The sequence below is a fragment of the Myxococcus hansupus genome, assembly GCF_000280925.3.
Classification (GTDB): domain Bacteria; phylum Myxococcota; class Myxococcia; order Myxococcales; family Myxococcaceae; genus Myxococcus; species Myxococcus hansupus.
In genome coordinates, this window is sequence record NZ_CP012109.1 from 5,968,862 (window position 1) to 5,995,266 (window position 26,405).

General features: G+C 68.7%; 14 protein-coding genes. 5 read left to right on the forward strand and 9 right to left on the reverse strand.

Translation table 11 applies throughout. The features are described 5' to 3' along the window. Nucleotides 1-12 precede the first annotated feature (12 nt). Nucleotides 13-3,480: a methylmalonyl-CoA mutase family protein gene (locus A176_RS23115; protein WP_002636295.1), complete on the forward strand. Its 3,468-nt coding sequence runs from the start codon at nucleotides 13-15 to the stop codon at nucleotides 3,478-3,480. A 99-nt stretch (nucleotides 3,481-3,579) separates the two neighbouring features. Here A176_RS23115 and A176_RS23120 read toward each other — a convergent pair whose 3' ends face one another. After that, nucleotides 3,580-5,403: a DUF4215 domain-containing protein gene (locus A176_RS23120; RefSeq protein WP_082282799.1), complete on the reverse strand. Its 1,824-nt coding sequence runs from the start codon at nucleotides 5,401-5,403 to the stop codon at nucleotides 3,580-3,582. A 142-nt stretch (nucleotides 5,404-5,545) separates the two neighbouring features. Then, nucleotides 5,546-7,297, reverse strand: a complete 1,752-nt coding sequence (gene ybaL, locus A176_RS23125) for a YbaL family putative K(+) efflux transporter (protein ID WP_002636297.1) — start codon at nucleotides 7,295-7,297, stop codon at nucleotides 5,546-5,548. A gap of 684 nt (nucleotides 7,298-7,981) precedes the next feature. Between ybaL and A176_RS23130 the strand changes: the two genes are divergently transcribed. Further along, the gene (locus A176_RS23130) at nucleotides 7,982-11,002 is read left to right on the forward strand and encodes a DEAD/DEAH box helicase (protein WP_002636298.1); all 3,021 of its coding nucleotides are present in this window, start codon (nucleotides 7,982-7,984) and stop codon (nucleotides 11,000-11,002) included. Nucleotides 11,003-11,062: 60 nt separating this feature from the next. Here A176_RS23130 and A176_RS23135 read toward each other — a convergent pair whose 3' ends face one another. From A176_RS23135 to A176_RS23145, 4 genes are all read right to left on the reverse strand, one after another. Continuing rightward, nucleotides 11,063-13,069 carry an amidohydrolase gene (locus tag A176_RS23135; RefSeq protein WP_044890744.1) on the reverse strand — a complete coding sequence of 669 codons (2,007 nt, stop codon included), beginning with the start codon at nucleotides 13,067-13,069 and terminating at the stop codon, nucleotides 11,063-11,065. Nucleotides 13,070-13,698: 629 nt separating this feature from the next. After that, nucleotides 13,699-13,872, reverse strand: coding sequence for a hypothetical protein (locus tag A176_RS39110; RefSeq protein ID WP_002636300.1), 174 nt, complete (start codon nucleotides 13,870-13,872; stop codon nucleotides 13,699-13,701). Nucleotides 13,873-13,927: 55 nt separating this feature from the next. Further along, on the reverse strand, nucleotides 13,928-15,454 hold the full coding sequence (locus tag A176_RS23140; protein ID WP_002636301.1) for an FHA domain-containing protein: 1,527 nt from the start codon (nucleotides 15,452-15,454) through the stop codon (nucleotides 13,928-13,930). Between the two features lie 2 nt (nucleotides 15,455-15,456). Further along, nucleotides 15,457-17,754: a thioredoxin domain-containing protein gene (locus A176_RS23145; protein ID WP_002636302.1), complete on the reverse strand. Its 2,298-nt coding sequence runs from the start codon at nucleotides 17,752-17,754 to the stop codon at nucleotides 15,457-15,459. Between the two features lie 378 nt (nucleotides 17,755-18,132). On the opposite strand from A176_RS23145, the gene A176_RS23150 reads away from it, so the two are divergent. After that, entirely contained in the window at nucleotides 18,133-19,554 is a 1,422-nt protein-coding gene (locus A176_RS23150) for a serine/threonine-protein kinase (protein ID WP_002636303.1), read from the forward strand. Between the two features lie 16 nt (nucleotides 19,555-19,570). On the opposite strand, the gene A176_RS23155 is transcribed toward A176_RS23150, so the two are convergent. Beyond that, nucleotides 19,571-21,148, reverse strand: coding sequence for a DUF4419 domain-containing protein (locus A176_RS23155; RefSeq protein ID WP_044890771.1), 1,578 nt, complete (start codon nucleotides 21,146-21,148; stop codon nucleotides 19,571-19,573). Between the two features lie 219 nt (nucleotides 21,149-21,367). Here A176_RS23155 and A176_RS23160 point away from each other — a divergent pair, with 219 nt between their 5' ends. Together A176_RS23160 and A176_RS23165 are read left to right on the forward strand one after the other, a co-directional pair. Further along, nucleotides 21,368-23,317: a S28 family serine protease gene (locus A176_RS23160; RefSeq protein ID WP_226993964.1), complete on the forward strand. Its 1,950-nt coding sequence runs from the start codon at nucleotides 21,368-21,370 to the stop codon at nucleotides 23,315-23,317. 157 nt (nucleotides 23,318-23,474) lie between these two features. After that, nucleotides 23,475-24,518, forward strand: coding sequence for a phosphagen kinase (locus A176_RS23165; RefSeq protein WP_226993965.1), 1,044 nt, complete (start codon nucleotides 23,475-23,477; stop codon nucleotides 24,516-24,518). Nucleotides 24,519-24,645: 127 nt separating this feature from the next. On the opposite strand, the gene A176_RS23170 is transcribed toward A176_RS23165, so the two are convergent. Together A176_RS23170 and A176_RS23175 are read right to left on the reverse strand one after the other, a co-directional pair. Then, the gene (locus A176_RS23170) at nucleotides 24,646-25,557 is read right to left on the reverse strand and encodes a glycine betaine ABC transporter substrate-binding protein (protein WP_002636307.1); all 912 of its coding nucleotides are present in this window, start codon (nucleotides 25,555-25,557) and stop codon (nucleotides 24,646-24,648) included. Nucleotides 25,558-25,571: 14 nt separating this feature from the next. Further along, on the reverse strand, nucleotides 25,572-26,405 hold the full coding sequence (locus A176_RS23175) for an ABC transporter permease (protein WP_002636308.1): 834 nt from the start codon (nucleotides 26,403-26,405) through the stop codon (nucleotides 25,572-25,574).

A 26,405-nucleotide genomic window follows, 5' to 3' on the forward strand; every position in this document is an offset into this window, starting at 1 on the left:
ACTGTACGCGCCGTGCGAAACGTCCAGCAGACACCCGTTCCTACGCCTTACAAGCCCCGTTTCCACGTCCGCATCGTGACGGCCGCCTCGTTGTTCGACGGGCATGACGCCGCCATCAATGTGATGCGCCGCCTCATGCAGGCCTCGGGCGCGGAAATCATCCACCTGGGGCACAACCGCTCGGTGTCGGAGATTGTCGACTGCGCCATCCAGGAGGATGTGCAGGGCATCGCCATCACCTCCTACCAGGGCGGTCACGTCGAGTTCTTCAAGTACATGATTGACCTGCTGCGCGAGCGGAAGGCCAACATCAAGGTCTTCGGCGGCGGCGGCGGCACCATCCTCCCTTCGGAGATTGAAGAGCTCCACCGCTACGGCGTCACGCGCATCTACTCGCCGGACGACGGCCGGGCCATGGGCCTGCAGGGGATGATTGACGACCTCATCACCCAGTGTGACTTCGAGAAGCGGCCGGCGGAGTTCGCCCCCCTGCTCGACGGCCCCACGCTGCGCGAGCCCACGCGCATCGCGCCGCTCATCACCATCGCGGAGAACTTCGCCTCCCAGGGCGAGGCCCTGCGCGAGGCGATGACGCACATCCAGGCCAAGGGGCCGCGCGTCCCCGTGCTGGGCATCACCGGCACCGGCGGCGCGGGCAAGTCCAGCCTCGTGGATGAGCTGGTGCGCCGCTTCCTCGCGGACTTCCCGGACAAGACGCTCGCCGTGCTCTCCGTGGACCCGTCCAAGCGCAAGTCCGGCGGCGCGCTGCTCGGCGACCGCATCCGGATGAACGCCATCGACAATCCGCGCGTGTACATGCGCTCGATGGCCACCCGCCAGAGCAACCTCGCCCTGTCCAAGCACGTGGGCGACTCCATCGAAATCTGCAAGGCCGCCGGCTTCGACCTCATCGTGGTGGAGACCTCCGGCATCGGCCAGTCGGACACCGAAATCACCGAGCACTCCGACGTGGCGCTCTACGTGATGACGGCCGAGTACGGCGCGGCGACGCAGCTCGAGAAGATCGACATGCTCGACTTCGCGGACGTCATCGCCATCAACAAGTTCGACAAGCGCGGCTCGCTGGACGCACTGCGTGACGTGCGCAAGCAGTGGAAGCGCAACCACAACGCCTTCACCACCGCGGATGACGCCGTGCCCGTGTACGGCACGATTGCCTCGCAGTTCAACGACCCGGGGATGAACCAGCTCTACCGGGCCCTCATTGAAACGCTGTCCACGAAGACGGGCGCGCCGCTGAAGTCCGGCTTCGAGCTGTCGCCGGGCATGAGCGAGAAGAAGTGGATCATCCCGCCCGAGCGCACGCGCTACCTGGCCGAAATCGTGGAGGCCTGCGAGTCCTACGACGGCTTCGTGAAGGCCCAGGCCGCCATCGCCCGGCGCATGTACCAGCTCCACGGCACCATCGAGGCGCTGCGCACCAACGTGGGCAAGAAGCGCCTGGAAATCGTCGAGCCCAAGGACGCCTCGGACACGGTGCAGGTCACCGAGCGCGTCGAGGGCGAGCCCGCCTACCTGACGGAGCTGGTGGAGCTGTACAAGGATTTGGAGTCGCGGCTCCACGCGGACTGCCGTCGGCTGCTGGCCGAGTGGCCCGCGACCAAGCGCCGCTACGCCGCCTCCAAGTACCAGTTCCAGGTCCGCGACCGCGTCATCGAGCTGGACCTCTACACGGAGACGCTGTCACACCTGCGCATCCCGAAGATCGCCCTCCCCCGCTACGAGGACTGGGGCGACATCCTCATCTGGCTGCTGCGAGAGAACGCCCCCGGCGCCTTCCCCTTCACCTCCGGCGTCTTCCCGCTCAAGCGCGAAGGTGAAGACCCGGCGCGCATGTTCGCCGGCGAAGGCGGCCCGGAGCGCACCAACAAGCGCTTCCACTACGTGTCGCGGGGCCTGCCCGCCAAGCGCCTGTCCACCGCGTTCGACTCGGTGACGCTGTACGGCGAGGACCCGGACCACCGGCCGGACATCTACGGCAAGGTCGGCAACTCGGGCGTGTCCATCGCCAACGTGGACGACGCGAAGAAGCTCTACTCCGGTTTCGACCTGGCGGACCCGTCCACCTCCGTGTCGATGACCATCAACGGCCCCGCGCCGATGCTGCTCGGCTTCTTCCTCAACGCCGCGGTGGACCAGCAGTGCGAGAAGTGGATTCGCGAGAATGGCCAGGTGGAGGCGGTCGAGAAGAAGATCGACGCCCTCTACCGCGAGCGCGGCGTGCCGCGTCCGCGCTACCAGGGCGAGCTGCCGCAGGGCAACGACGGCCTGGGCCTGATGCTGCTCGGCGTCTCCGGTGACGAGGTGCTGCCGCGCGACGTCTACGAGCGCATCCGCGCGAAGACGCTCCAGGCGGTGCGCGGCACCGTGCAGGCGGACATCCTGAAGGAGGACCAGGCGCAGAACACCTGCATCTTCTCCACGGAGTTCGCCCTGCGGGTGATGGGCGACATCCAGCAGCACTTCATCGACCAGAAGGTGCGGAACTTCTACTCGGTGTCGATTTCCGGCTACCACATCGCCGAAGCCGGGGCGAACCCCATCTCCCAGCTCGCCTTCACGCTGGCCAACGGCTTCACCTTCGTCGAGTACTACCTGTCGCGGGGCATGGACATCGACGACTTCGCGCCCAACCTCTCGTTCTTCTTCTCGAACGGAATGGACCCGGAGTACGCCGTGCTGGGCCGCGTGGCGCGCCGCATCTGGGCCAAGGCCATCCGGGACAAGTACGGCGGCAATGACCGCTCGCAGAAGCTGAAGTATCACATCCAGACGTCGGGCCGGAGCCTCCACGCGCAGGAGATTGCCTTCAACGACATCCGGACCACGCTCCAGGCGTTGCTCGCGCTCAACGACAACTGCAACTCGTTGCACACCAACGCCTACGACGAGGCCATCACCACGCCCACCGAGGAGAGCGTGCGCCGCGCGCTCGCCATCCAGTTGGTCATCAACAAGGAGTTCGGCCTCGCGAAGAACGAGAACCCCAACCAGGGCGCGTTCATCATCGAGGAGCTGACCGACCTGGTGGAGGCGGCGGTGCTGGCGGAGTTCCGCGCCATCTCCGAGCGCGGCGGCGTGCTGGGCGCCATGGAGCGCATGTACCAGCGCTCCAAGATTCAGGAGGAGTCGCTCTACTACGAGACGATGAAGCACGACGGGACGCTGCCCATCGTCGGGGTGAACACCTTCCTGGACCCCAAGGGCTCGCCCACGGTGACGCCGCCCGAGGTCATCCGCGCCACGACGGAGGAGAAGAACTACGCCATCGACGCGCGTGACGCCTTCTGGAAGCGCAACGCACAGACGGCGCCCAAGGCCCTGGAGGCCGTGCGCCGCGCGGCGCTCGACAACGGCAACATCTTCGCCGCGCTGATGGACGCCTGTAAGGTCTGCACGCTCGGCCAGCTCTCCCGCGCGCTGTACGAGGTGGGCGGGCAGTACCGGCGCAACATGTAGCGTGGAGTGCTCCGACTCCACCGGGCCCCGCGACGGACGCGGGACACGGTGGAGGCTGGAACGGGCCGAGGCGCTGGGAGCGCCTCGGCCTTTGTCATTTCAGCGGCCCACTTCCAACCGGCAGGTCGCGCTGCATCCGTCGCCGCTGGAGGTGTTGCTGTCGTCGCACTCCTCGCCCTCGGAGTACTGGACCACGCCGTCACCGCAACGAGGCGCCAACATGCATCCTGGCGTGCAGCCGCCGTAAGAGCCGTCATTGTTCATGCCGTTGTCGCACTCCTCATCCTCGTCGATGATGCCGTTTCCGCACAGGGCGACGCACTCCGTCCGGGCCGTGCTGAAGCGGGCCAGCGAGAGGCGATAGGAAGAGCCGCTGGTATGCCGCTCCGCCTGGAAGAGGGCGACCTCGTAGATGCCGCCAATTCGCAGGCCCAGCCGCTCCGCCGTGGGGACCGCGGCGAGCGAGATGCTTCCCGCCTCGGGCGTATGGACGCCGCCCAGGTCCAACGCCAGACGGCCGTTGATGAACACCCACACATCGTCGTCGCCCCGGAACGTCAGGACCTCCGAGCCCTTGAACTCGAACCACGCACGCATCTCGCTGGTGAAGGAGAAGTTGCGGGGCACCGAATCGGCGTCGGGTCGCGCCGGCTCGTGCCCGGCGGCCACCCAGCCCAGGCCATCCAACGGGAAGAAGCGCTGGTCATCGAACAGGTAGGCGCCATTGCCCGTATGTGACAGGTGAAGCGATGAAACGACCGGGATGTTCACGTTCGGGACATCGCGGAACCACTGGTCGAACGCGGCCTGTCCATGCGTGGTCTGGGAGCTCCCCGGGGTGCGCGCGTACACGGGCTTTCCATCCAGGCCGAGCCACTCCTGGACAATGCCCCGCTCCGCGCCATTCTTGTTCTGGAAGTCGATGTGCCCTCGCGGAAGGCTGGAGGTCGCCGGCAGGTCGTACCCTCGGAAGTCCCGATAGACGATCGGGAGGGACACCTGGCTCGGAGGCTGCTCCGTGACGAGCGTGCAAGCGAAGCCGCTCTCGAGCCTGCACTCCGGCGAGCAGCCATCGTTCGCGCGGAGGTTGCCGTCGTCGCACTCCTCCGTGGACCCCGGATGAATCACCCCGTCACCACAAATGCTCTCGCAGTTGCCATCGCGGCAACGCGGCTCGCGGCGGCAGTCGGGTGAACAGCCGTCACCAAAGTCGTGGTTGCCGTCGTCACACTGCTCGGTGCCCTGGACCACGCCGTCACCGCACACCGTGCGGGAGCAGACCGAGCCCACCGTAGGACAGTGCCATCCTTCCTCTACCCGACACGTGTCAGAGCAGCCGTCGCCGCTGACGGAGTTCCCGTCCTCGCACTCCTCGGCGCCCGCGACGATGCCATCTCCGCACAACGCGGCGGAGCAGCGTCCCCCCGCCGCCGGGCAGACCCAACCCACTTCCAGCTCACGACAGGTGGCGGAGCAGCCATCGCCGCCCACGGTGTTGCCGTCGTCACACACCTCCGGCGACTCCACCACGCCGTCGCCACAGACAGCGCCACCCGCGTCGGGCGCGGTGCCCGCGTCGAGGTCCGTCCCAGCATCAGACTCAGTGCCCGCGTCCGGCTCCGTCCCGGCATCAGACTCAGTGCCCGCGTCCGGCTCCGTCCCGGCATCAGACTCAGTGCCCGAGTCCGGCTCCGTCCCGGCATCGGACTCAGTGCCCGCGTCCGGCTCCGTCCCGGCATCCGCGTCCGGCTCCGTCCCGGCATCCGATTCGGTGCCCGCATCATCGTCGGGACGGACGCCGCCATCGTCGCCGCCGTCGCCCGCGTCGACGGGGCCGGATGCATCCGGCGCGTCCCCCGCATCAGGCCGCGGAGAAGGGTCTCCCCCACACGCGGCAAGCACCACGACCAAGACCGCAAGCATCTGCCTTGCGGCCGCAGTTCGACTCACGCTGTTCACCATGAAACGGATGGTGAAAGCAGCTCGCACGGAATGTCAACGACAGCCTGTGAAGCGCCCCCACCATCGCTGAGCCGATGCGGGCAGCGCCCCAGGTCCCCGCGGCTCAGGGCACCACGGCGTCCGCGGGAGCAGGCAGCAGCGGTTGACCCTTCAGCGAGGGCAGCCGCTCCAGCACGTAGTCCACCATGCTCCGCGCCAACGCGTGCTCGCCCATCACCACCCGGTCCACGCCCAGCTTCTCCAGGTAGTCCCGCTCCTCGTCGCCGTGGGTGCGCACCACCGCGGGGAGGGAGGGATTCACTTCCTTCACCTGCTCCACGATGGCGCGCGCCTGCAGCGCGTCCGGCGTGGCGACGATGAGGATGGACGCGGCGTCCAGATGCGCGTGCTCCAGGATGCCAGGCACCGCGGCGTCCCCGTAGATGGCGGGCACGCCCTCCTCGCGAAGGCGCTCCACGTACTCGCGGTTCTGCTCCACGACCACGAAGGGAATCTTCCGCTCCGTCAGGCTCTGGCCAATCACGCCGCCCACGCGCCCATAGCCAATCAACACCGCGTGCCCATGGAGCTGCACGTCCCCCATGCCAATGGGCAGGTCGGCCAGCTCGTCCTCGTCGGGGTCCATGCGGACGGCGAAGCGCGGGTTGCGGCGCAGCCACGCCAGCAGCGGGTCAATGGCCTTGAAGACGAGCGGATTGAGGGTGATGGACAGCAGGGCCCCCGACAACACCAGGCTCTGCCCCTCCTTCGGCAAGAGTCCGAGCGCCACGCCCAGCCCCACCAGGATGAACGAGAACTCCCCAATCTGCGCCAGGCTCGCGGACACCGTGAGGGCGGTGTTCACCGGGTAGCGGAACGCCAGCACGATGAAGAAGGCGGCCAGCGACTTGCCCAGGACGATGATGCCCAGCACGGCGAGCACCTGGAGCGGCTGCTTCACCAGCACCGTCGGGTCGAAGAGCATGCCCACCGACACGAAGAACAGCACCGCGAACGCGTCCTGCAGCGGGAGCGAATCCTCCGCCACCCGGTGGCTGAGGTCCGACTCACTGACGACCACGCCGGCGAAGAAGGCGCCCAGCGCGAAGGACACGCCGAAGAGCGCGGCGGCCCCGAAGGCAATCCCCAGCGCCACCGCCAGCACCGACAGCGTGAACAGTTCGCGCGAGCCCGTCTTGGCCACCTGGGTCAGCAGCCACGGCACCAGCCGCATGCCGGCGACCACCATCAGCGCCACGAAGAGGCAGACCTTCCCCAGCGTGAGGGTCAGGGTCCAGGCCAGGCTGTCCCCCGCGGCCGCCGTCGCGGGCGTCTGCGTGTCGGCGCCACCCAGGACGTTGGCCAACGCCGGGAGGAGGACGAGGGCGAGCACCATCGCCAGGTCCTCTACAATCAGCCAGCCCACCGCGATGCGGCCATTCACCGAATCGAGGACGCCCCGCTCCTCCAGGGCACGCAGCAGCACCACCGTGCTGGCGGTGGACAGCGCGAGGCCAAACACCAGGCCCGCCCCCAGACTCCACCCCCACCAGTGCGCGACCCCGAGCCCCATCACGGTGGCGGCCGCGATTTGCACCACGGCGCCCGGCACCGCGATGTTGCGCACCGCGAGCAGGTCCTTGATGGAGAAGTGAATCCCCACGCCGAACATCAGCAGGATGACGCCAATCTCCGCCAACTGGCCGGCCAGCCCGCCATCCGCGACGAAGCCCGGTGTGAAGGGCCCCACGGCCACGCCCGCCAGCAGATAGCCCACCAAAGGTGGCAGCTTCAGCCATCGGGCAACGAACCCGCCGACGAAGGCCAGTCCGAGTCCAACTGCAATGGTGGCGATGAGCGTGGTGTCGTGAGGCACGGCGTATAGCTCCCTGGGCGCGGCCCGGAAGGAGGTCATGGAAAAGCGGCGCGGCGAGGAATCCAGCCCGTGGGCAGGACCCTCGAACACCTTTCAGTCGTGGGTGGTCTGGAGCTGACGCTCGCGGTTCCGCAGCGAGCCTCAACCGGGCCCCAAACTACTACACCGCGCGTTTGTTCCCAACCTTCATCGGACCCAGGCAAGCGATGTGCTCGCAAAGCGTCACTTCGAGCAGGCAACTCGCCACGGCGGCGCACAACGCAACGGGACACAGCGGGCAACCGTCTCGTGAACCCGTGGGCGGGTCCGCGCCGCGCCCCCAGGTGCGTCTGGGGTGTCGCCCTGGGCCGGGGGCCCAACGACAACACGCCGATGCCAGCGGAACATGCGCCCGCGGCCAGGAAAGGCCTTCCAGCGCGCCCGGCAGCTTGCCCCTCGCGTCGTGCCCGTGGGGCAGCTCCGCATCGCGGCGCTCGGGCAGCGCTCCTCTGGCCCCTGGCCCTGCCGCCCGAAAAGGTGGCGCCCTTCAACGAAGCCCACGCGCGCCATGGCGAACGCGGACGCGCCCTCACGACGAACGCGCGCTGAGTGCAAGGGGCTCGCCCCTTCGGTCACGGCGCTCCAGACGCGAGGCCGTCCCCGGGTTGCGCGTGACGCCGCGTGGGGATAGGGAAGCGGCCTCGTATGTCTGCGACCGCGGAACTGCTCGATGCCGTCCGGGAGGAAGCGCGCCCGGACACCTGGACCGCCGGCAGCGGCCTCGCTCGCGCGGGCGCCGTCTCCGTCCACTCCGTGGATGACGAAGAGGCCGTGCTGCGCGTCCGCGTCGCGGGGCGCCCCACGCCCGTGAAGACGGTGCTCTACCTGGATGAAGCCATCTGGGAGTGCGACTGCCGTGGCCGCGTGGACCCCTGCGAGCACGTGGTGGCGGCGGCGCTGGTCCTCCACCAGCAGTCCACCGCGCGACGTGCCCCCGCGGCGCGCCCGGCCACGCCCGCGTCACGGCCCGGCGCGAGCACTCCGGCCCGGCCCGCGACACACGTCGGAAGCGCGCCCAAGCCGGAGCGCATGGTGTACCGGTTCAAGCGCGTGGACGGCGGGCTCCAGTTGGAGCGGCTCGTGGTGCGGCCAGACAACACCGCGCGACTGCTCGCGCGCAGTCTGGCCTCGCTGGTGGCCAACCCCGTGGAAGCGGCCCGCATCCAGGTGGAGCCCTGCGACGTGGTCGCGGACAAGTTGTTGGCGAAGCCCACCCGCGGCCCGCTCCCTCCTGAACGGCTCACCGCGCTGTTGCGCGCCCTGGAGCCCGCGCGCACCGTGCTCTTCGACGGAGCCCTCGTGTCCGTGACGAGCGAGCCGCTCATGCCCCACGTCACCGTGGAGGACCGCGGTGAGAACACGGTGCTCAAGGTGGCGAAGGACTCGCGCCTCACCGAAGTGGTGAGCGCCGGCATCGCGCTGTGCGGCGGCACCCTGTGTCCCCTGGGCGAGCAGGGCCTCACGGGGGCGTGGATGGAGAAGCTGCCGCAGGAGCGCGCCTTCGCGCCGCACCAGATGGGCGACCTGACGGGCAAGGTGCTCCCGGACATCGCGAAGCGCATGCCCGTGGACGTGCGCAGTCAGCGTCTGCCGCCCATCGACCGAACACTGAAGCCGCGCATCTCGCTGGAGCTGAACCAGCTCGACACCGGCCTCTCCGTGTTGCCGACGCTGGTGTACGGGTCGCCGCCCACCGTGCGCATCGACAGCGGGCGCATGGTGTACCTGAAGGGCGCCGCGCCCGTGCGCGACGAGGCCGCCGAGCAACTGCTCATCCACGAGCTTCGCGACGAACTGAACCTGGCCCCGGGCCGGCGCGTGACGGTGCAGGGCAAGGAGGCCGTGCAGCTCGCCGACAAACTGCGGCGCTGGCGCGGGGGACTCACGGGCGACGGCGCGGCCGTGGTGACGAACCCGAACGTGCAGCTCCGTCCCGTGCTCAAGGTGGACGCGGGCGCCGTGAAGGAGGGCGTGCCCCATGTCGGGTTCGCGTTCGACTTCCAGGTGGAGGGCGAGGACCGGGAGTCCCCCCGCACGGTGGACGCGGCGGCCGTCCTCCGCGCCTGGGAAGAGGGCCTCGGACTGGTGCCCCTGGAAGGCGGCGGCTGGGCGCCGTTGCCCGCCGAGTGGCTGAAGTCCCATGGCCAGCGCGTGGCGGACCTGCTCGCCGCGCGTGGCCGCGATGGCCGGCTCGCCAACCACGCCATTCCGCAGCTCACGGGCCTGTGCGAGGCGCTGGAGCACCCCTCCCCGCCGGGCCTGGAGCGACTGGCGCCCCTGGTGAAGGGGTTCGAAAAGCTACCCGAGCCGCGGCTTCCCCCGGACCTCACGGCGACGCTGCGCGCGTATCAGCTCCAGGGCGTGAGCTGGCTCACGTTCCTGCGGCAGGCGGGCCTGGGCGGCGTGCTCGCGGACGACATGGGCCTGGGCAAGACGCTGCAGACCATCTGCACGCTGGGCCCCGGAACGTTGGTGGTGGCGCCCACCAGCGTGTTGCCCAACTGGGAGGCGGAGGTCCGGCGTTTCCGGCCCTCGCTCAAGGTGTCCGTGTACCACGGCCCTGGCCGCTCGCTGGATGAGACGGCCGACGTGACGCTGACGACGTACGCGCTGATGCGGCTGGACGCGGAGGTGCTGGGCGCGAAGCAGTGGAGCACCGTCGTGCTCGACGAGGCCCAGGCCATCAAGAACCCCGACAGCCAGGTCGCGCGCGCCGCGTATGGCTTGCAGGCGGACTTCAAGCTGGCCCTCAGCGGCACGCCCATCGAGAACCGGCTCGATGAACTCTGGAGCCTGATGCACTTCACCAACCAGGGCTTGCTCGGCGGCCGGAAGGAGTTCGAGGAGCGCTGGTCACGGCCGGTGTCGGACAACCACAAGGGCGCCGCCGAGCGGCTGCGCGCGCGCATCCGCCCCTTCATCCTGCGCCGACTCAAGCGGGACGTGGCGCCCGAGCTGCCCCCTCGCACGGACGCCGTGCGCCACGTCACCCTCACCGAACGGGAACGCGCCGTCTACGACGCCGTCTACTCGGCGACGCGCGAGGAGGTGGTGTCGCAGCTCGAAGCGGGCGGCAGCGTCCTGAAGGCGCTGGAGGCCCTGCTGCGGCTCCGTCAGGCGGCATGTCACCCCGCCCTGGTTCCGGGACAGCAGGCGAAGACGTCCTCCAAGGTCCAGGCCCTGGTGGAGGCGCTGGGGACGGCGGTGGAGGACGGACACAAGGCGCTCGTCTTCTCGCAGTGGACGTCCATGCTGGACCTCATCGAACCCGCGCTTCAGGAGGCGGGCATCGGCTTCATCCGGCTGGACGGCAGCACGGCCAATCGCGGCGGCGTGGCGGCGTCGTTCCAGGACCCGAAGGGGCCTCCGGTGATGCTGATTTCGCTCAAGGCCGGCGCCACCGGACTCAACCTCACGGCGGCGGACCACGTCTTCCTCGTGGACCCGTGGTGGAACCCGTCCGTGGAAGCCCAGGCCGCGGACCGGGCGCACCGCATTGGTCAGCAGCGCCCGGTGATGGTGTACCGGCTGGTGTCCCAGGGAACCGTGGAGGAGAAAATCCTCACGCTGCAGGCCAAGAAGCGCGAGCTCTTCGAAGCCGCGCTCGGCGGCGCCTCGGGGGCCACGGCGATTACCCGCGCGGACCTGATGCAGCTCCTGGAGTAACCGCCACGGCTCGCGCCTCCCTCACCCAGGAGGGAAGGGAGGCGCGGCCCCGGACGTCTCTCAGTGCGCGGCCCCGGTGGCCTTGCCGTTGAGGTACGTCTGAAGCACCTGGATGCGGCTGATCTGCGTCGGGTCGCCGCCCTTCGCCGGGTCGTAGTCGAGCGGGTTGGCGCTCAGCACGACGAAGTCCGCCACCTTGCCCGGCTCGATGCTTCCGAGCAGTCCATCGAGCTCATGGTGCCGGGCGGGCACCGACGTCACCGCGCGCAGGGCCTCCTCCACCGTGGCCGCGTGCTCCTGGCCCAGCACGTAGCTCTTCTGGAAGTCAGGGTAGGCCCAGGTGCGGCGCGTGACAGCCTGCTCCACGAACCAGAGCGGGCGCGGCGGCGACACCATGGAGTCGCTGTGGAGCGAGAACGGGACGCCGTACTTCCTGTCGAACCCAATCGGGTCGATGTTCTTCGCGGCGTCCGCACCCAGCATGGACACGAAGGCATCACCCCAGTACGCGACATGGCCAATGAGGTGCGTCACCTCGATGTCCAGCGCCGGCACTGCCTTGCCCTGGTGGGTGCCCTTGCCCTGACGAAGGTCACCGATGCGCTGGGTGAGCGCTTCCTCGCCCACCGTGTTGTGGATGAGCAGCACGCGGTGCGGCAGCACCTTCTCCTGCTGGAGTTGAGAGAACGCATCCAGCGCCCACTCATTCGCCTCGTTGCCGTTGGCATGCATCTGAACCCGCCAGTCTCCCGTCGACCAGAGCGCGCGCAAATCCTCCTCGATGGCCGCCGCCCCGGAGAAGTCGGCACGCCCCTCACCCGCACCGTCACAGTGGCCGCCGGCGAGGTACTGATAAGGCGCACCGAGCTTCGCGGTGCAGCCCTGCGTCGAGCCATCGACCCAGATCTTGATGCCCCCCGCGCCCAGCCAGTTCGGCAGCCGGCAATCATTCTCCGCGCTCGGCACGCAGGCGGGACCGGTCGGACGAAGCGCCTTGTTGACGGCGACATCCCGGACGACGAGCCCCGTCACCCGCAGGGGAAAACCAGGGAGCGAGGCGAGCGTCTTCACGGCGTCAATCTGCGAGACGCTTTGAAGGCCGCCGTCCGCGACCGTCGTGATGCCCGCCTTCCGCATCCCTTCAATGGCCTGCAGGATGTCCTTCTCATAGCCCTTGAGGAGCTGCGTCGGATTTGACTGCATCAACTCCATGGGCAGCCCCTTCCCGACCGCGGCCATGAACGGCCCGTAGCCAGCCGCCTCCTGAAGCAACCCGGTGTACTTGCCCGTCTTCGGGTCCTTGACCCACGCGCCGCCGCCATCTCCGACCGAGGCCGGGGGCTGGCAGGAATCCATGGGGCCACCACAGACGGCCTGGAAGGCCTTCTCGTTCGCGTACGCCAGATGTCCGGACTGGTCCAGGATGAGGACCGGGCGGTCCTTGGTCACACAGGCATCCAGGTAGAACATCGGATTGTCCATGAAGCTGGCGGGCCCACCCTTGGCACAGGCCTCGGTGGTGATGAACGCCTGCCTCGACGGGTCCAGGTTCATGCCCAGGACGAACGCCTTGTCACTCGCCGCGAACTGAGGGGACAGCTTCATCCCGCCGAGCGCGCTCAGCACGTCCGCGCGGGATGAGCAGTCCACGTTCGGATCCACCCGGTAGGGCGGAGGCAGGCACGGCGCCAGGTCGTGCGTGCCCATGATGCTCTGAATCAGCGTTGGCAGCACATGCAGGTGGGGGTCGATGAACCCCGGCATCAACACCTGCCCAGGGCTCAACTGGACGACCTCCACGGCGGAGCTGAGCCCCTGCCGCACCTGGTCCTCGGTGCCCACCTTCAAGATCCGACCCAGGGGGTCCACCAGGACGGCATCGGCGATGGTGCCCTGGTCATCCAGGGTGAGGACCTTTCCGAGGAAGAGGGTCGTGCCCGGCTCGACAGGGCCAACGCCTCCCGTCGTGGCACACGAAGTCGAGAGGGCCAGCGCGGCGCCGAACGTCAAACAGCGAGAAAGCACGTGCAGGCCGCGCGGCGAACAGCGACGCAGAAGTCGGTTCATGGGTTTCCTTTCAGGGGGGCGGCGCAGCATACACAAACGCCCCTCAAAAGCCACACAAACCAAGACACGCCAAACAGACACGTCAGCCGAACACTGACACGTCAGCAGTCACGAATGACACGTCAACGAACAGCAGCCCCAGGGTAAAGCCCGGCACGGACGGAGCCCTCGCGGGGCGACTGACACGACCGTCATGCGAACTGACGCGTCAGCACCCCGCCTGACGCGTCCGCGCCGAGGCGTTGGCCCTGGATGGCCGCGCTCCGGCGGTCGCGTTCAGTGCCGGCCGCTCCGGGGTCCAGCCCCAGGCCCCGCGCCGCGTCCGCGGATGGAGGTGCGCTCAATGGACGACGCAGCGCCTCCGCATCTCGGAGGACATTCGTGCTCAAACGCGCCCAGAAAAAGAGGCACACGACCAATGGCATCGGAAAAAACAGGCTGGCGCGCGGTCCCATTCGAGCCAAGCCGAAAACGAAAACACCGAGGACTCCTCAGCCACCCAGCACGGCCTGAATCCCAGTGAGCATCCTGACGCGGGTAATGCCCCGGAGCTGTCTCGGTCCTGCGTATTGAATGACAGACTCCACGTCCCGCCAACCCGTCGCCAGCCACTGCCAGAAACCGAGCTTTCAGTAGACGACGTACCCATCCTCCCAACCATTGCAGACGTAGGGTCGGCTGCCCGCCTTGGCGTCGTTCTTCGACGGGTCAGCCCATTCCACCACCTGCGCGACGCGCTCGCCGACATCCACGGGAATGTCGACGAGTTCGTCCTTGCTCGGCAGCCAGTTGCTCAACGCCATCGCGCCCCTCTTCGTTACCGCGCGGTGAGTTCAACAGCGTGGCGTGCCCGAGCCATCACTCATCCGCGGAACGCATCGTGAAGGACACAGCCTCCGTGCCGAGCATGTACTCGTCACCGTCGGAGACCTGCTGCTTCGTGATGCGCTCGTTGTTGAACCAGGTTCCGTTCGAGGAGTTGAGGTCTTCGATGAAGACCTCGTCCCCCACGCGGGTGACGACGGCGTGCTCCCGGGAGACCCGCTCCGAGCGCACGACGAGGCTGCAACGAGGCCCTCGGCCAATCGTGAAGCGCTCGGAGGAGATGGCCACCGGCGTGCCTTGCGCCCAGCGGATGAAGACTTCCAGCGGCGCCGGGGCTCGCACGACGTTGGTGGTCTCCGCCGCGTGGTCCGCGGAGATGGTCACGGCCTCGTCGGCGGGCCGAACCTTCTGCACAGGACGGGGAACGAGCGGACGCGCGGCGACGGGAGTCGCGGCTGGAGCCTCGGCCTGGGCCTGCGCCTGAGCTGCGTCCGTGGGTGGGTCCACGACGCCCAGTGCGGCAAGCTCCGCCTCCAGGTCGACATCGGACACATCCTGCTTCGCGGCGGGTTCATCCGCGTCCGAGTCCTCGTCGTCCGAGTCCTCGCCATCCGAGTCCTCATCGGCGTCCGAGTCCTCGTCGTCGGAGTCCTCATCGGCGTCCGAGTCCTCGTCATCCGAGTCCTCGTCGTCATCCGAGTCCTCGTCGTCATCCGAGTCGTCGTCTGAGTCCTCGTCGTCCGAGTCCTCATCGGCGTCCGAGTCCTCGTCATCCGAGTCCTCGTCATCCGAGTCCTCGTCGTCATCCGAGTCGTCATCCGAGTCGTCGTCCGAGTCCTCGTCGTCCGAGTCATCGTCATCCGAGTCCTCATCGTCGTCCGAGTCCTCCGACGAATCCGCGCCGAGCCCCTCCGAAGGCTCCACGGAGGCCTCGACCTCCGCCAGAATCTCCTGCATTCGGGCGCGCACCTGCTCGGGAGAGATCTCCGGCACCGCCGCGGGCGAAGCCGTGGCGCTCCCAGGGGGCTCCGTCACGGGCTCCTCGACGGCGTCCTCGTCCAAAGCCGTGTCCGCCTCGGCAGCATCCGCCGACGAAGCCAGCGATGCGCCCTCCGCATCACTGTCATCAGCCCCCGACTCCGCCTCAGGCGAAGGCCGAGGAGCGACCTCCACGGGAACCACCTTCGACGCAGGGGCAACGGTCACTGGAGCCGCAACGGGCGCGGGAGCAACGGCCACCGCGGCAGCGACAGGCACGGAAGCAACGGCCGCCGGAGGCGCCGCGGGTTCCGAGCGCTCCACCACGCGCGTGGCCGCGACCTGGAGACTCGCGGCCACGGTGGCCACGGGTGCGCCAGTACCACTGACGGCGCCCGCTTCGGGAAGCGCATCCCCGTGCAACGGAACCACCGTGGGGGCCACATAGCCATTCTGACGCGCGAGCTGGAACAGGGCCTGCGCCACCAGCGCATCCCGGTCCACGCCCATGTCGCGGCTCATCAACTCCAGCGCCCGCCACAGGGGCTCGGAGACCTCGATTGTCTGACGAATCCGCTTCATGACTACCCCCTCAGATTGGCCTGCCACGGCGACACGTGGTCCGCTTCGGTCAGCCAGAAGAACATCGCCTGCATCTCCGCGTACTGCTCCTCGGCGATCCCTGCCAGGTTGGGATGCAACTCCTGGAGGGCGACCCCTTCGAAATCGAACGTTGGCAGATCCGGGTCGAGCCGACCACGGGTCCGCCGGTTGCGGCACTGCCACAGCCGCTGGGTCGCCTGGCCCGCCGCCTGGCCGAAGTCCGCCGGAGGCGACACCGCGTCCGGCATCCGCACCGCCTGCTCCCCGCACGCCCACAGCAGCCAGACCAGCGCGCTCCACTCGCCACGGACCGCGCGGGACAGGGCCGGCAGCCCCATTCCCTTCGTGGACAGCGTCTCGTCGATGGGCACCGCGTCACCATCCGAGTCCTCGGTCTCCGTTTCCTCCAACTCGACGGGCCCGTCGGGCAGCAGGGACGACACGTCGGGCGGCAGCCAGGGCACGTCCGCGCCGGGCTTGAAGCGGGAGAGAATCTCCGCGCGCAGCAACTGGAGCCGCGTGGCGTACTTGCGGACCACGACCTGCACCGCGTCGAGCTCCTTCGAGGGTGCGTCGGGGACCTCGGTGAACGTGCAGCTCGCGGGCTCGCGCCCCGCCCAGAAGTCGAACCGAGGGAACAGCACCCGCGCGTAGGCGGAGAGGAACTTCTCCGAATCCGGCTCGTAAGGCGCGATCGCCTCCGCGTCCTTCCGCATCTGCTCGCCCAGCCCCAGGTTCGCCAGGATGAGGCTCCGGGTGAACAGATACGCGGGCCGCTCCGGCGCCAGCAGCATCGCGGCCAGGATGAAATCCAGACCCGCCCGGGGCCAGTCCGCCTGGTCGTGAAGCACCGCCAGCCCGCGAAGCAGCGTCGCGGGCTCCGCGCCTCGCACCAGCGCGTCCGCCAATGCCGCGCGCTCATCGCTCGCGCCGTTCATCACGCCATCGGCGTGCTCCCGCGCGCTCGACTCCGAACGCGGCAAGGTGAGCGCCTCCAGCCACGCCTTCAACGGCGCCACGTCCAGGGACACCGCGCTGGCGCGTGCCATGGCCAGCAGCGCCTCCCGATAGCGGCGGTCGGCCCGCGCCTGCTCGGCGAACTCGCGCCAGGCCTCCGCGCTCCGCGGCAGGTTGGAGAACACCTCGGAGGCATCGAGCGTCTCGTGGTCCTGGGCCACGCCCAGGTCCCTCGTGGCCACGACCTTCCGGTCCGCATCCAGCAGCTTCCACGTGCCACAGGCGAAGCCATCCGCCATCTCCCCCTCGTCGAACTCCACGCGAGGGTCGGCGTACTCCCCTTCCGCGGACGAGTGATAGCGCCCGTGGCGGCTGCCCTCCTGGAACTCCCCCTCCCAGACGAGGTCCCCATCCCGGTCCCAGAACTGGGCCAGCCCGTGGCGCTCCCCCGCCGCGTTGAGCGACACCAGGGACCACTGGTCCAGGTCCTCGCGGTACTCCGCCTTCTCCGGGAGGCTCGCGGGCCGCGACGGGTACGGCACGCCCGTGGAGGGCACCACGCGCTCGCCTTCGCCGTTGTAGTGCAGCACCTGCGTCACGCGGCCGTGCGAGTAGACCATCACCGTGCGGCGGACCTTCTCGCAGACGCCGTTCTCATGCATCCGCTCGGTGGTGAACTGGTCGGACGCGTACCAGGTGCGAGGGCCGTGCAGGTTGCCCTTCTCGAACGCGCCGTCCTGGGACACCTCGCCGCTCTCATGGAAGCGCTTGAAGGGACCCTGCGGCTTGCCGTGGACGAAGATGCACTCGTTGCAGAGCGTTCCGTCGGCGCGCCAGTACTTCCAGGGGCCGTGCTTCTCGCCGTCCTCGTCCTTGTCGCCGAAGCACCACTCCTGGTCCCCCTCATCCCACTCCGCGTGGGGTGAGACGCCCAACGGCGGCGTCCCCTCCTCCGTCAGCTTGCGGTTCTTCGCCCGCTGCGCCTCGACGGCCAGGTCCACCGTGCCCAGCTTGCTCACCCAGGTCGTGAACGCCGAGGCCGACATCGCGCCCGAGGCACGCCGAACCTCGACGCCGTCCTTGAAGGCCACCAGCGTGGGGATGGAGCGAATCTCCATGCGGCCGGAAATCGCCTCCTGCGCCTCCGTGTCGAGCTTCCCGAAGGTGATGGCCGGGAACTCCTTCGCGGTCGCCTCGAAGGTCGGCGCGAAGTTGCGACAGGGGCCACACCATTCCGCCCAGAAGTCCACCACGCACACCCCAGCCCCCTGGGTGATGCGGTCAAAGTTCTCCTGGGTCAATTCCACCGTCTGGCCAGCCACGACGACTCCCTTGCGAGATGAGGAGGCCATAGAAATGAGCGAACGCTCATGCGTCAACGGTGCAGTGCGAGGCCCGCGCACGTTCCACCCGGGCCCCTTCAAGTCCAGGAAACCTTTCGCGAAACCCGTCTCAGAAAGCGAAAAAGCCCAGGCCTCGAGAAGAACGCGCGCACGCGGCGCGTCAAGCCCTGCGGCCCACCTCCCAGTGGAAGGGTCACCCAGACCCCGGGTGAAACACCCCTGTGAAACTCCTGAAACAATTACAATCCCGGCAGGCCCCTGAGCGAACGGCCTTCCGCGAATTCACCGGTGCGGCATCCTTCACCGGATGGATGCACTCCGGCGTTATTCTTCCAGCTCAGGTATACACATCGCGTCATGAGCCGCTCATCCACCATCGAGACAGTGCTGGGCCAGCGCTACCAACTGCGCCGGCGCATTGGCGTGGGAGGGATGGGCACGGTCTACGAAGCGGAGCAGCTCGACACGGGGCGCACCGTCGCCGTCAAGGTGCTCCAGCAACACCTCGTCGGCGAGCCCGCGGTGCACGCGCGTTTCCGCCGCGAGGCCCAGGCCACCGCGGGGGTGCGGCATCCGAACATCGTCGAGGTGACGGACTTCCAGGATGAGCCGGAGGAGCCTCCCTTCCTGGTGATGGAGTTGCTCCAGGGACAGACGCTGAAGTCGCTGATGAAGAAGGAGGGCCCGCTGCCAGTGGCGCGCGCGGCCCTCATCGCCCACCAGGTGGCGCGCGCGCTGACGGTGGCGCATCAGGCCGGCGTCATCCACCGCGACATCAAGCCCGACAACGTCTTCGTCGTCGACACGGGGACCGAGGCCCTCCAGGTGAAGCTGCTGGACTTCGGCGTCGCCAGGCTCATGCATGAAGACGACGCCAAGGCGCTGGGCACGGAGTCCGGCGCCTGGGTCGGCACGCCGTCGTACATGGCCCCGGAGCAGGTCCGCTGCCGCCCCGTGGACGGACGCGCGGACATCTACTCGTTGGGTGCCTGCCTGTATCACATGGTGACGGGACAGCGGCCCATCGACGTCGCGGACAACGTGGCGCTGCTCTCCGCCGTGCTGCACAACGTGCCCGCCCCGCTCAGCGGCGTGCGCGCGGATGTGCCGGATGGCTTCTCCCAGGTGGTGGAGCGCACGCTGCAGAAGGACCCGGCCGCGCGCTTCCCGGACGCCCAGGAGCTGACCCAGGCGCTCGAGCCGTGGACGACGCCCGCCGCCCCAGCCGAAGCGCCCACGCAGCCCGCCGTCGAGACCTCGCCCGCCGCCCCCGAGGTGGCCACGAACGAAGCCCCCGACGCCACGGCGCACGGCGCCGCCACGCCTCCACGGGCCCGGCTGCAGAGCGTCCTCATGTTGGGCGGCGCGCTGGGCGTGGGACTCGCCGCGACGGGAGGGCTCGTCGTGACGGCGTCCGGAATGGCGCCCGCGGAGGAGCCTTCCATCGTCCGGGTCCTCGAGGCGCCGCGCCAGGACAGTCCAGGTGCCGCCGCGCCCGCGCCGCATGCGTACAGCGACGGCTGGGTCGCGGAGTCCGTCGAGCTGCGCGCGCCCGCGCTCGACACGTGCTACGCGCGCATCGGAGAAGACGCCGCCTGCCGGCAGGACACCTACGCGTTGGACTACTCCCCCGAAGGCGTCGTGCTGCGAGCGCGGCTGAACCCGAACCAGCCTTCAGCGCTCGCGCGGTGCATCGACAGGGCGCTCCGAGGCCTCTCCCTCGGCAAGCCCCGTGAAGCCGTCGCGGGCACCGCCACCTTCCTGCTCCAGCGCGAGTAACCGCCCCCCGGCCCGCTCACCGCGTCAGCTCGACGCGCTCTCCGGGCGAGAAGTCCGGCGCCAGGAAGTACACGCGCCCCTGCGAGTTGAGCGCCCTGTGGAGGAACTCCGCCAACGACTCCGCGACGCGGACCGCGTGCGAGTCCCGAGGCGACTTCACCCAATAGATGGGCAGCGCGTCGCCGCGTTCGCCCTTGAAATGGAAGACCAGGAAGCCGTTCGCGCCCACGTCACAGAAACGCGTCCACCCCCTCGGATGCTCCGGGCCCCCGGGGCCTGGACGTCGGGCATTCCACCAGCGCGTTCCAGCACGGCACTCCAGCTCCTCCGCCGGGCGGATGAGGTACGCCGCTTCCGGGCCCTCGCCGAAGAGTGACGCCCCATCACACGCGGCATAGAGCTGCTGGATGTTCGCGTGCAATCCACACGTCTCGCCCCACGCCCACCGCCAGGCGTCATAGCGGTCCGCGGGCAGCGGCGGCGCCATGGAATGCTCGTCCTGGATGCGCCGGAGCATGGCATCCAGCCCCAGGTCCTCGTGGATGACCCAACCGGGCACCGGCCTCAACGCCAGGGTGTCCGCATTCTGCCCCGTCCCCATGAAGCCCGCCGTCAGCGCCATCCGCGCCTTGACCGGGCCCCTGTCGGTGAGCACCTCCAGGGTGATGGGCACCCGGGACAGGCCCGTGGGAAGACGGTTGCAGGAAAGAGAGACAACGTCATCCGCGGCGTCCCCCTCCTCCGAGTCCTCGGGCTCCAGCATCGGATTGGGCACGTCATACGCCCCCGTCAAATCGTTGCGTATGAAGGGGAACAGCTTTCCAATCCAACCATTGAAAGTCTGTTCACCATACGCGTCGTGCAGCTTGTAGATGGCACGCCAGAACGCCCGGTCCGCGTTTCCCTCGGAGGCCCGGATGAACTGGTCGCACAACGGCAGCAACTGCTTCGCCCAGACCTCCAAGCCGTACCGGGGGAGCTGGCCCACCTTGTCGCGCAGCTTGCGCCAGTCCTCTGGCGTGCCTTCGAGCGTGACGGTGGGAATGCCGCAGATGCACTCCACCACGTAGTCGAAGTACTCGCGCATCGCGTCCATCAGCACGACCTGGCTGACCACCCGCTCCACGGGCCCCGTCGTGGAGAAGTCACACACCATCAAGTCATGCATGGCGGGCGAGTGCCCCTGAATCATGGCGGAGAACTCGTCCACGACGCCGGGCCAGAAGTCGTCCGAGGTGAGGGCCTCCTGGGCCGGGTCACGCACCACCGACAGGCGCATGCGGCCCCCGTGGCTCACCAGGTCGAAGCGCAAGGCCTCCGCGTTGCGGATGACATGCAGGGCGAATCCCTGGGCAATGGTGATCCAGAGAATGTCTGGGGACAGGACGAGCGGTCGATGCCCACTGAAGGCCAGGTGCACCGCGGCGACGAGCGGATGGGTGTCCACCGGCTGGACGAAGCGGGCCGCGACATGGGAAGCCCCCATCACCTTCGCGTCCAGGCGCCCCTTCAGGGCCTCCTCGAGCCCGAACTCCCCCAACGGCAGCACAGCGGGCTTCACGGTATCGACAGCGAAGGTCACGCTCTGGGACATGTACGGCATTACACCGCGTGGGCGCGCACACCGGCAAGGCACTCACGTCCGCCGCCGTCAGACAGCGCCCCGTTGAAAATCTTCAGCCGGATGGGCGCTCTCCGCTTCCGCCACGTGTGTCGGCGCGCCGTGCGTTAATGTCTGCCAGCGTTGGCCTTCGCACGTCCGGAGCCATTTCCAGAGGGGTCCATGTTCCATCCAGGCAGTCCGTCCCGCTCCATGCTCTTCCTTCTCCCGCTGTTGTTGCTGTTGACGCAGACGGCTTGCGGTGACGACACGCCCACGCCCACACCGGACGCGGGGCAGCAGACGCCCGATGGAGGCCAGGACGCGGGCCAGGACGACGCCGGCACGCCGCCGGAAGACGCGGGCGCTGACGACGCGGGCACCCCTCCGGACGACGCGGGCACGGGTGAAGAGGACGGCGGCTCCGGCCCTGTCGACGCGGGTGACCAGGACGCCGGCACGGGCGACGAGGACGGCGGCTCCGGCCCTGTCGACGCGGGCGAAGAGGACGCTGGCGCTGGCCCCATGGACGCGGGCGACGAGGATGGTGGCTCCGCCCCCGTGGACGCGGGTGCCGAGGACGGTGGCTCCGCGCCCGCGGACGCGGGCACCGAGGATGGCGGCACGGCGCCTGGCGACGCGGGGACTGGCGAGGAGGATGGCGGCACGGAGCCTGGGGACGCGGGTGCCGAGGACGGTGGCTCCGCGCCCACGGACGCGGGCAGCGGCGACGGCGGAACGGGTGACGGCGGCACCGAGCCCCCCGAGTGCCCCTTCGGCCCGCCGGATGCGGGCTCCCCGCCTCCGGGGGACCCGACGGTCGTCTCCGACCCGACGCAGGACATCCTGGTCCGGCTGCGCGCCATCCAAGGCCTCACCGTGGCGGAGAACCCCTCCGGCGTCGCCGTGCCCGCCGGCCACCGCTTCTTCGTCATGGAGTATGACCAGCCGGCCGACCACGCTCGCCCGGAGTGCCAGCGCTTCAAGCAGCGGATGGGCCTGCTGCACCGTTCGGACTCGGCGCCCATGGTCCTCCACACCAGTGGCTACTACGTGTCGTTGTCCGCGGGCCGCCGTGAGCTGACGACGCTGGTCGCCGGCAACCAGCTCTCGCTCGAGCACCGCTTCTTCGAGCCGAGCCGCCCGGTGCCCACCGACTGGAGCCAGCTCACCATCAAGCAGTCCGCGGATGACTTCCACCGCATCGTCGAGGCGCTCAAGCCCATCTACACCGCGCGCTGGATTTCCACCGGCGGCAGCAAGGGCGGCGAGACGATGGTCTTCTACCGCCGCTTCTACCCGAACGACGTGTACGCGACCGTGGCCTACGTGGCGCCGCTGGCCCGGGCCGATGACGAGCGCTTCCCGGCCTTCCAGGCCACCGTGGGAGGAGATGAGCTGCAGTGGTGCCGCGAGCGCATCCATGCCTTCCAGCGGGCCGTCCTGGAGCGGCGGGAGGAGATGCTGTCATTGCTGCGCAGCCACGCCACGCAATACGGCCTGACGTACAACCAGTTGGGCTTCGAGCGGGCCCTGGAGCACCTGGCCATCGAGTCGTACTTCGCCTTCTGGCAGTACGACAGCCCCGCGAACTGCCAGTACTTCCCGACGGCCCAGGCCTCGAGCCAGGAGCTGATGGAGATGCTGGACTGGACCGTGGGCCTCGCCACGTTCTCGGACGGGACCGCCAATGGCATCACGCCGTACCACCCGTACTACTTCCAGGCGAGCCTGGAGCTGGGGTGGCCCATGCCCTACGAGGCCCACCTGGGCAGCCTCATCCAGCACCCCAACACGGGCATCGCGCCGGTGTACTCGGTGCCGGGCGTCCCAGTCGTGTTCCGGCCCCAGGCCATGCAGGACATCGCGGACTGGCTCACCACCCAGGGCCAGCGGGTGATGTTCATCTACGGGGATCTGGACCCGTGGACGGCGGCGGCGTTCCCCATTGGAGATGCCCAGGACTCGCCGGTGTTCATCGTCCCGGGCGGCAACCACGGCGCCTCCATCGCCCGGCTGCCCGCCGCCGCGCGCGGCCAGGCCCAGGACACCGTGCGGCGCTGGGCGGAGGTCCCCTCGCTGAAGTACGCCCCCGTGCCGCACCCGGAGGCCGACATCATCGAGTTCGGTCCGCACCTGCCGCCTCGCCTCCAGGCGCGGTAGTCCTCGAGGCGCACCACTCACCGGCCCACCACCGGTGAGTGGTCCATGGCTGACGTGTCACCCCTGGGGCTGACACGTCAGCAACACGTGTCATGGACGCGGACGCCACGCCAAGTCTGGAGAATCACTCACATTAAAACATCCGGCCCGGTGGCACATGTCCTGCTCAACCGGCGCCGCGATGTTGCTCCACAAGCACCTGACACCCGAGCTGAAATCCCGGCTCGAAAGACTCACGACGCGCAACGGCTGGACACTGCGGCGGGCCATTCAAAGCGGCCTCGACCACGAGGACTCCCAGATGGGCGTCTACGCGGGAGACAGTGAGACCTATGCCCTGTTCTCACCGCTGCTCCACCCCATCATCCGGGACCACTCTGGCTACGACCTGGATGGACATCCGAGTGACTTCTCGCTCGAAGGGCTCCCCCAGGAGGCGTTGGACCCGTCGGGCGAGTTCATCCTCTCCACGCGGATTCGGGTCGGCCGGAACCTCGCCCGGTATGCGTTTCCTCCCGCCATTGGTGCCCGCGCCCGCGCCGAGCTGGAGGCCGAGGTCGTCCAGGTCCTCTCGGGCCTGAAGGGAGAACTCGCGGGCGAGTACCACCCCCTGGCCAGCCTCTCTGAAGTCCAGCGACGGGCCTGGGTGGAGCAGCACTTCCTGTTCAAGCCCGGGGACCGCTTCCTGGACAGCGCGGGCGTCAACCGGGACTGGCCCCGGAACCGTGGCATCTTCCACAGCACCGACATGCGGTTCATCGTCTGGGTGGGCGAGGAAGACGCCCTGCGCATCATCAGCATGCAGTCGGGCTCCGGGCTCGCGGAGGCATTCCACCGCCTCAAGTCGGCGCTGGACGTCCTCGGCGAGCAGCTCGACTTCGCGCGGGATTCACGGCTCGGCTACCACACGGCGTGCCCCACGAACCTGGGCACCGCCATGCGCGCCTCGGTGCTCATCCGGCTGCCGCGACTGTCGCGCCGCCCGGACTTCCACGCCCGCTGCGCCCGCCTGGGGCTCGCCGTGCGCGGCCTGCACGGAGAACACTCCGACGCCGAGGATGGAATCCATGACATCTCCAACGCCACCCGGCTCGGCGTGACGGAGCGAGACATCTACCGGCAACTGTGGACAGGGATTCGACAGCTCATTTCGCTGGAGACTCGCAGCGGAATCTTGAACGACACCCGACGCGGCAACTGAAAACAGCCCAAGGCGACAGCCCCGGGCGATGTCGTCTGTGACGGCACGGGCTGGGCCTGCAACGGCGACATCGGGTGATGTCTCGCACGCCCCGGGGCACGAAGCCCCGGGGTGCGCACAGGGGGGCTCAGGCCTTGGGAATCCACCCGTCCACGAGCGCTTGGTTCTGCTTCATCCACTCACGCACGGCCTTCTCCGGCGTGCCGGCGGCGTCCTCGACAGCGCCCATCAAGCTGCCGAGCTGCTGGTCATCCAGCTTGAAGTTGCGCAGCAGCGCCGCGACGTCGGGCAGGTCCTTCTCCAGGCCCACGCGCGACAGCGTGTGGATGGACTCCTTGGCGCCATAGACGCCCTTCGGGTCCTCCAGGAACTTCAGGTCCCAGCGCGCGAACTTCCAGTGCGGCTTCCACCCGGTGACGACCACGGGGCGCTTCTTGGCGACGGCGTCCTTGAGCTCCGCCGTCATCGCCGGCCCGCTGGAGGGAACCAGCTTCAGCTCCAGCCCGTACGCCTCGATGGCCTTCTCCGTCGTGGTCATGATGCCCGCGCCGGAGTCGATGCCCACGATGGACTGGTTGAGCGCCTGCTTCTTGCCGTTGAGCTGCTCGATGCTGTTGATGTCCAGGTCCGCCGGCACCACCAGGCCGATGCGGGCATCGTCATAGCTGACGCCCAGGTCCACCACCTTGCCCTTGAAGCGCTCCATGTAGCTCTGGTGGGTGACGGGCAGCCAGCTATCCAGGAAGAAGTCCGCGTCGCCATTGGCGAGCGAGGCGAACACCGGCGCCACGTCCGCCATGGTCGTCTTGACCTGGTAGCCCATCTTGTCTTCCAGGACGGCCTGCACCAGGTGCGTCATGGCCACGCCTTCGGCCCAGTTCACATAGACGATGCGGACCACGGGCTTCTTCGCGGGCGCGGCCGTCTCGGCGCCTTCCGCCGCGGGCGCCTTGTTCTCCTGCTTGCAACCGGGAGCGACGAGCAGCCCCGCCACGGCACTGAGCACCAGGGGCAGCCGGTGGAGAGAGGACAGGTTCATGGTGCGGGTCTCCTTCATGATGAGCGCGTCCGGGGCTTGCCCAGCGCATGAGTCAAACGGTCCAGCACGATGGCCAGGATGACCACCGCGATGCCGCTCTCGAAGCCCAGCCCGATGCGAAGCTGGGTGATGCCTTTCAGGACCTGCTCGCCCAGGCCACCCGCGCCAATCATCGCGGAGATGACCACCATGGACAGCGACAGCATGATGGTCTGGTTCACCCCGGCCAGCAGCGTGGGGATGGCGATGGGGAGCTGGACGTTGAGCAGCGTCTGTCGGGGCGTCGCGCCAAACGCGATGGCCGCCTCGACGACCTCGGCGGGCACCTGGCGGATGCCCAGGTTGGTGAGGCGCACGGCGGGAGGCATGGCGAAGATGACCGTGGCCACCACGCCCGGCACCTTGCCCAGCCGGAAGAACAGCACCGCGGGGATGAGGTAGACGAAGGCGGGCATCGTCTGCATCAGGTCCAGGGCGGGACGCAGCACCCGCTCCACGGTCCGGCTGTAGGCGGCCCAGATGCCCAGGGGGATTCCCAGCACCAGCGCCACCAACGCCGAGCTGAGCACCAGCGCCAGCGTCTCCATGGTGGCCTGCCAAAGCCCCATGTCCTGGATGAGCAGCATGCCCAGCGCGGTGAACACCGCCGTGCCCAGGCCCGACAAGCGCCAGGCCAGCACCATCAACACCGCGATGATGGCGTAGCTCGGCGGCAGGAGCAGCGCGGACTCCAGTCCCTGGATGCAGGCGGAGAGAACGGAACGGATGGCGTCGAACACGGGCGCGCCGCGCTCCCCCAACCAATCGATGAGCTCCTCGAAGCCTTCTCCAATCTTCAGTGTGCTCAT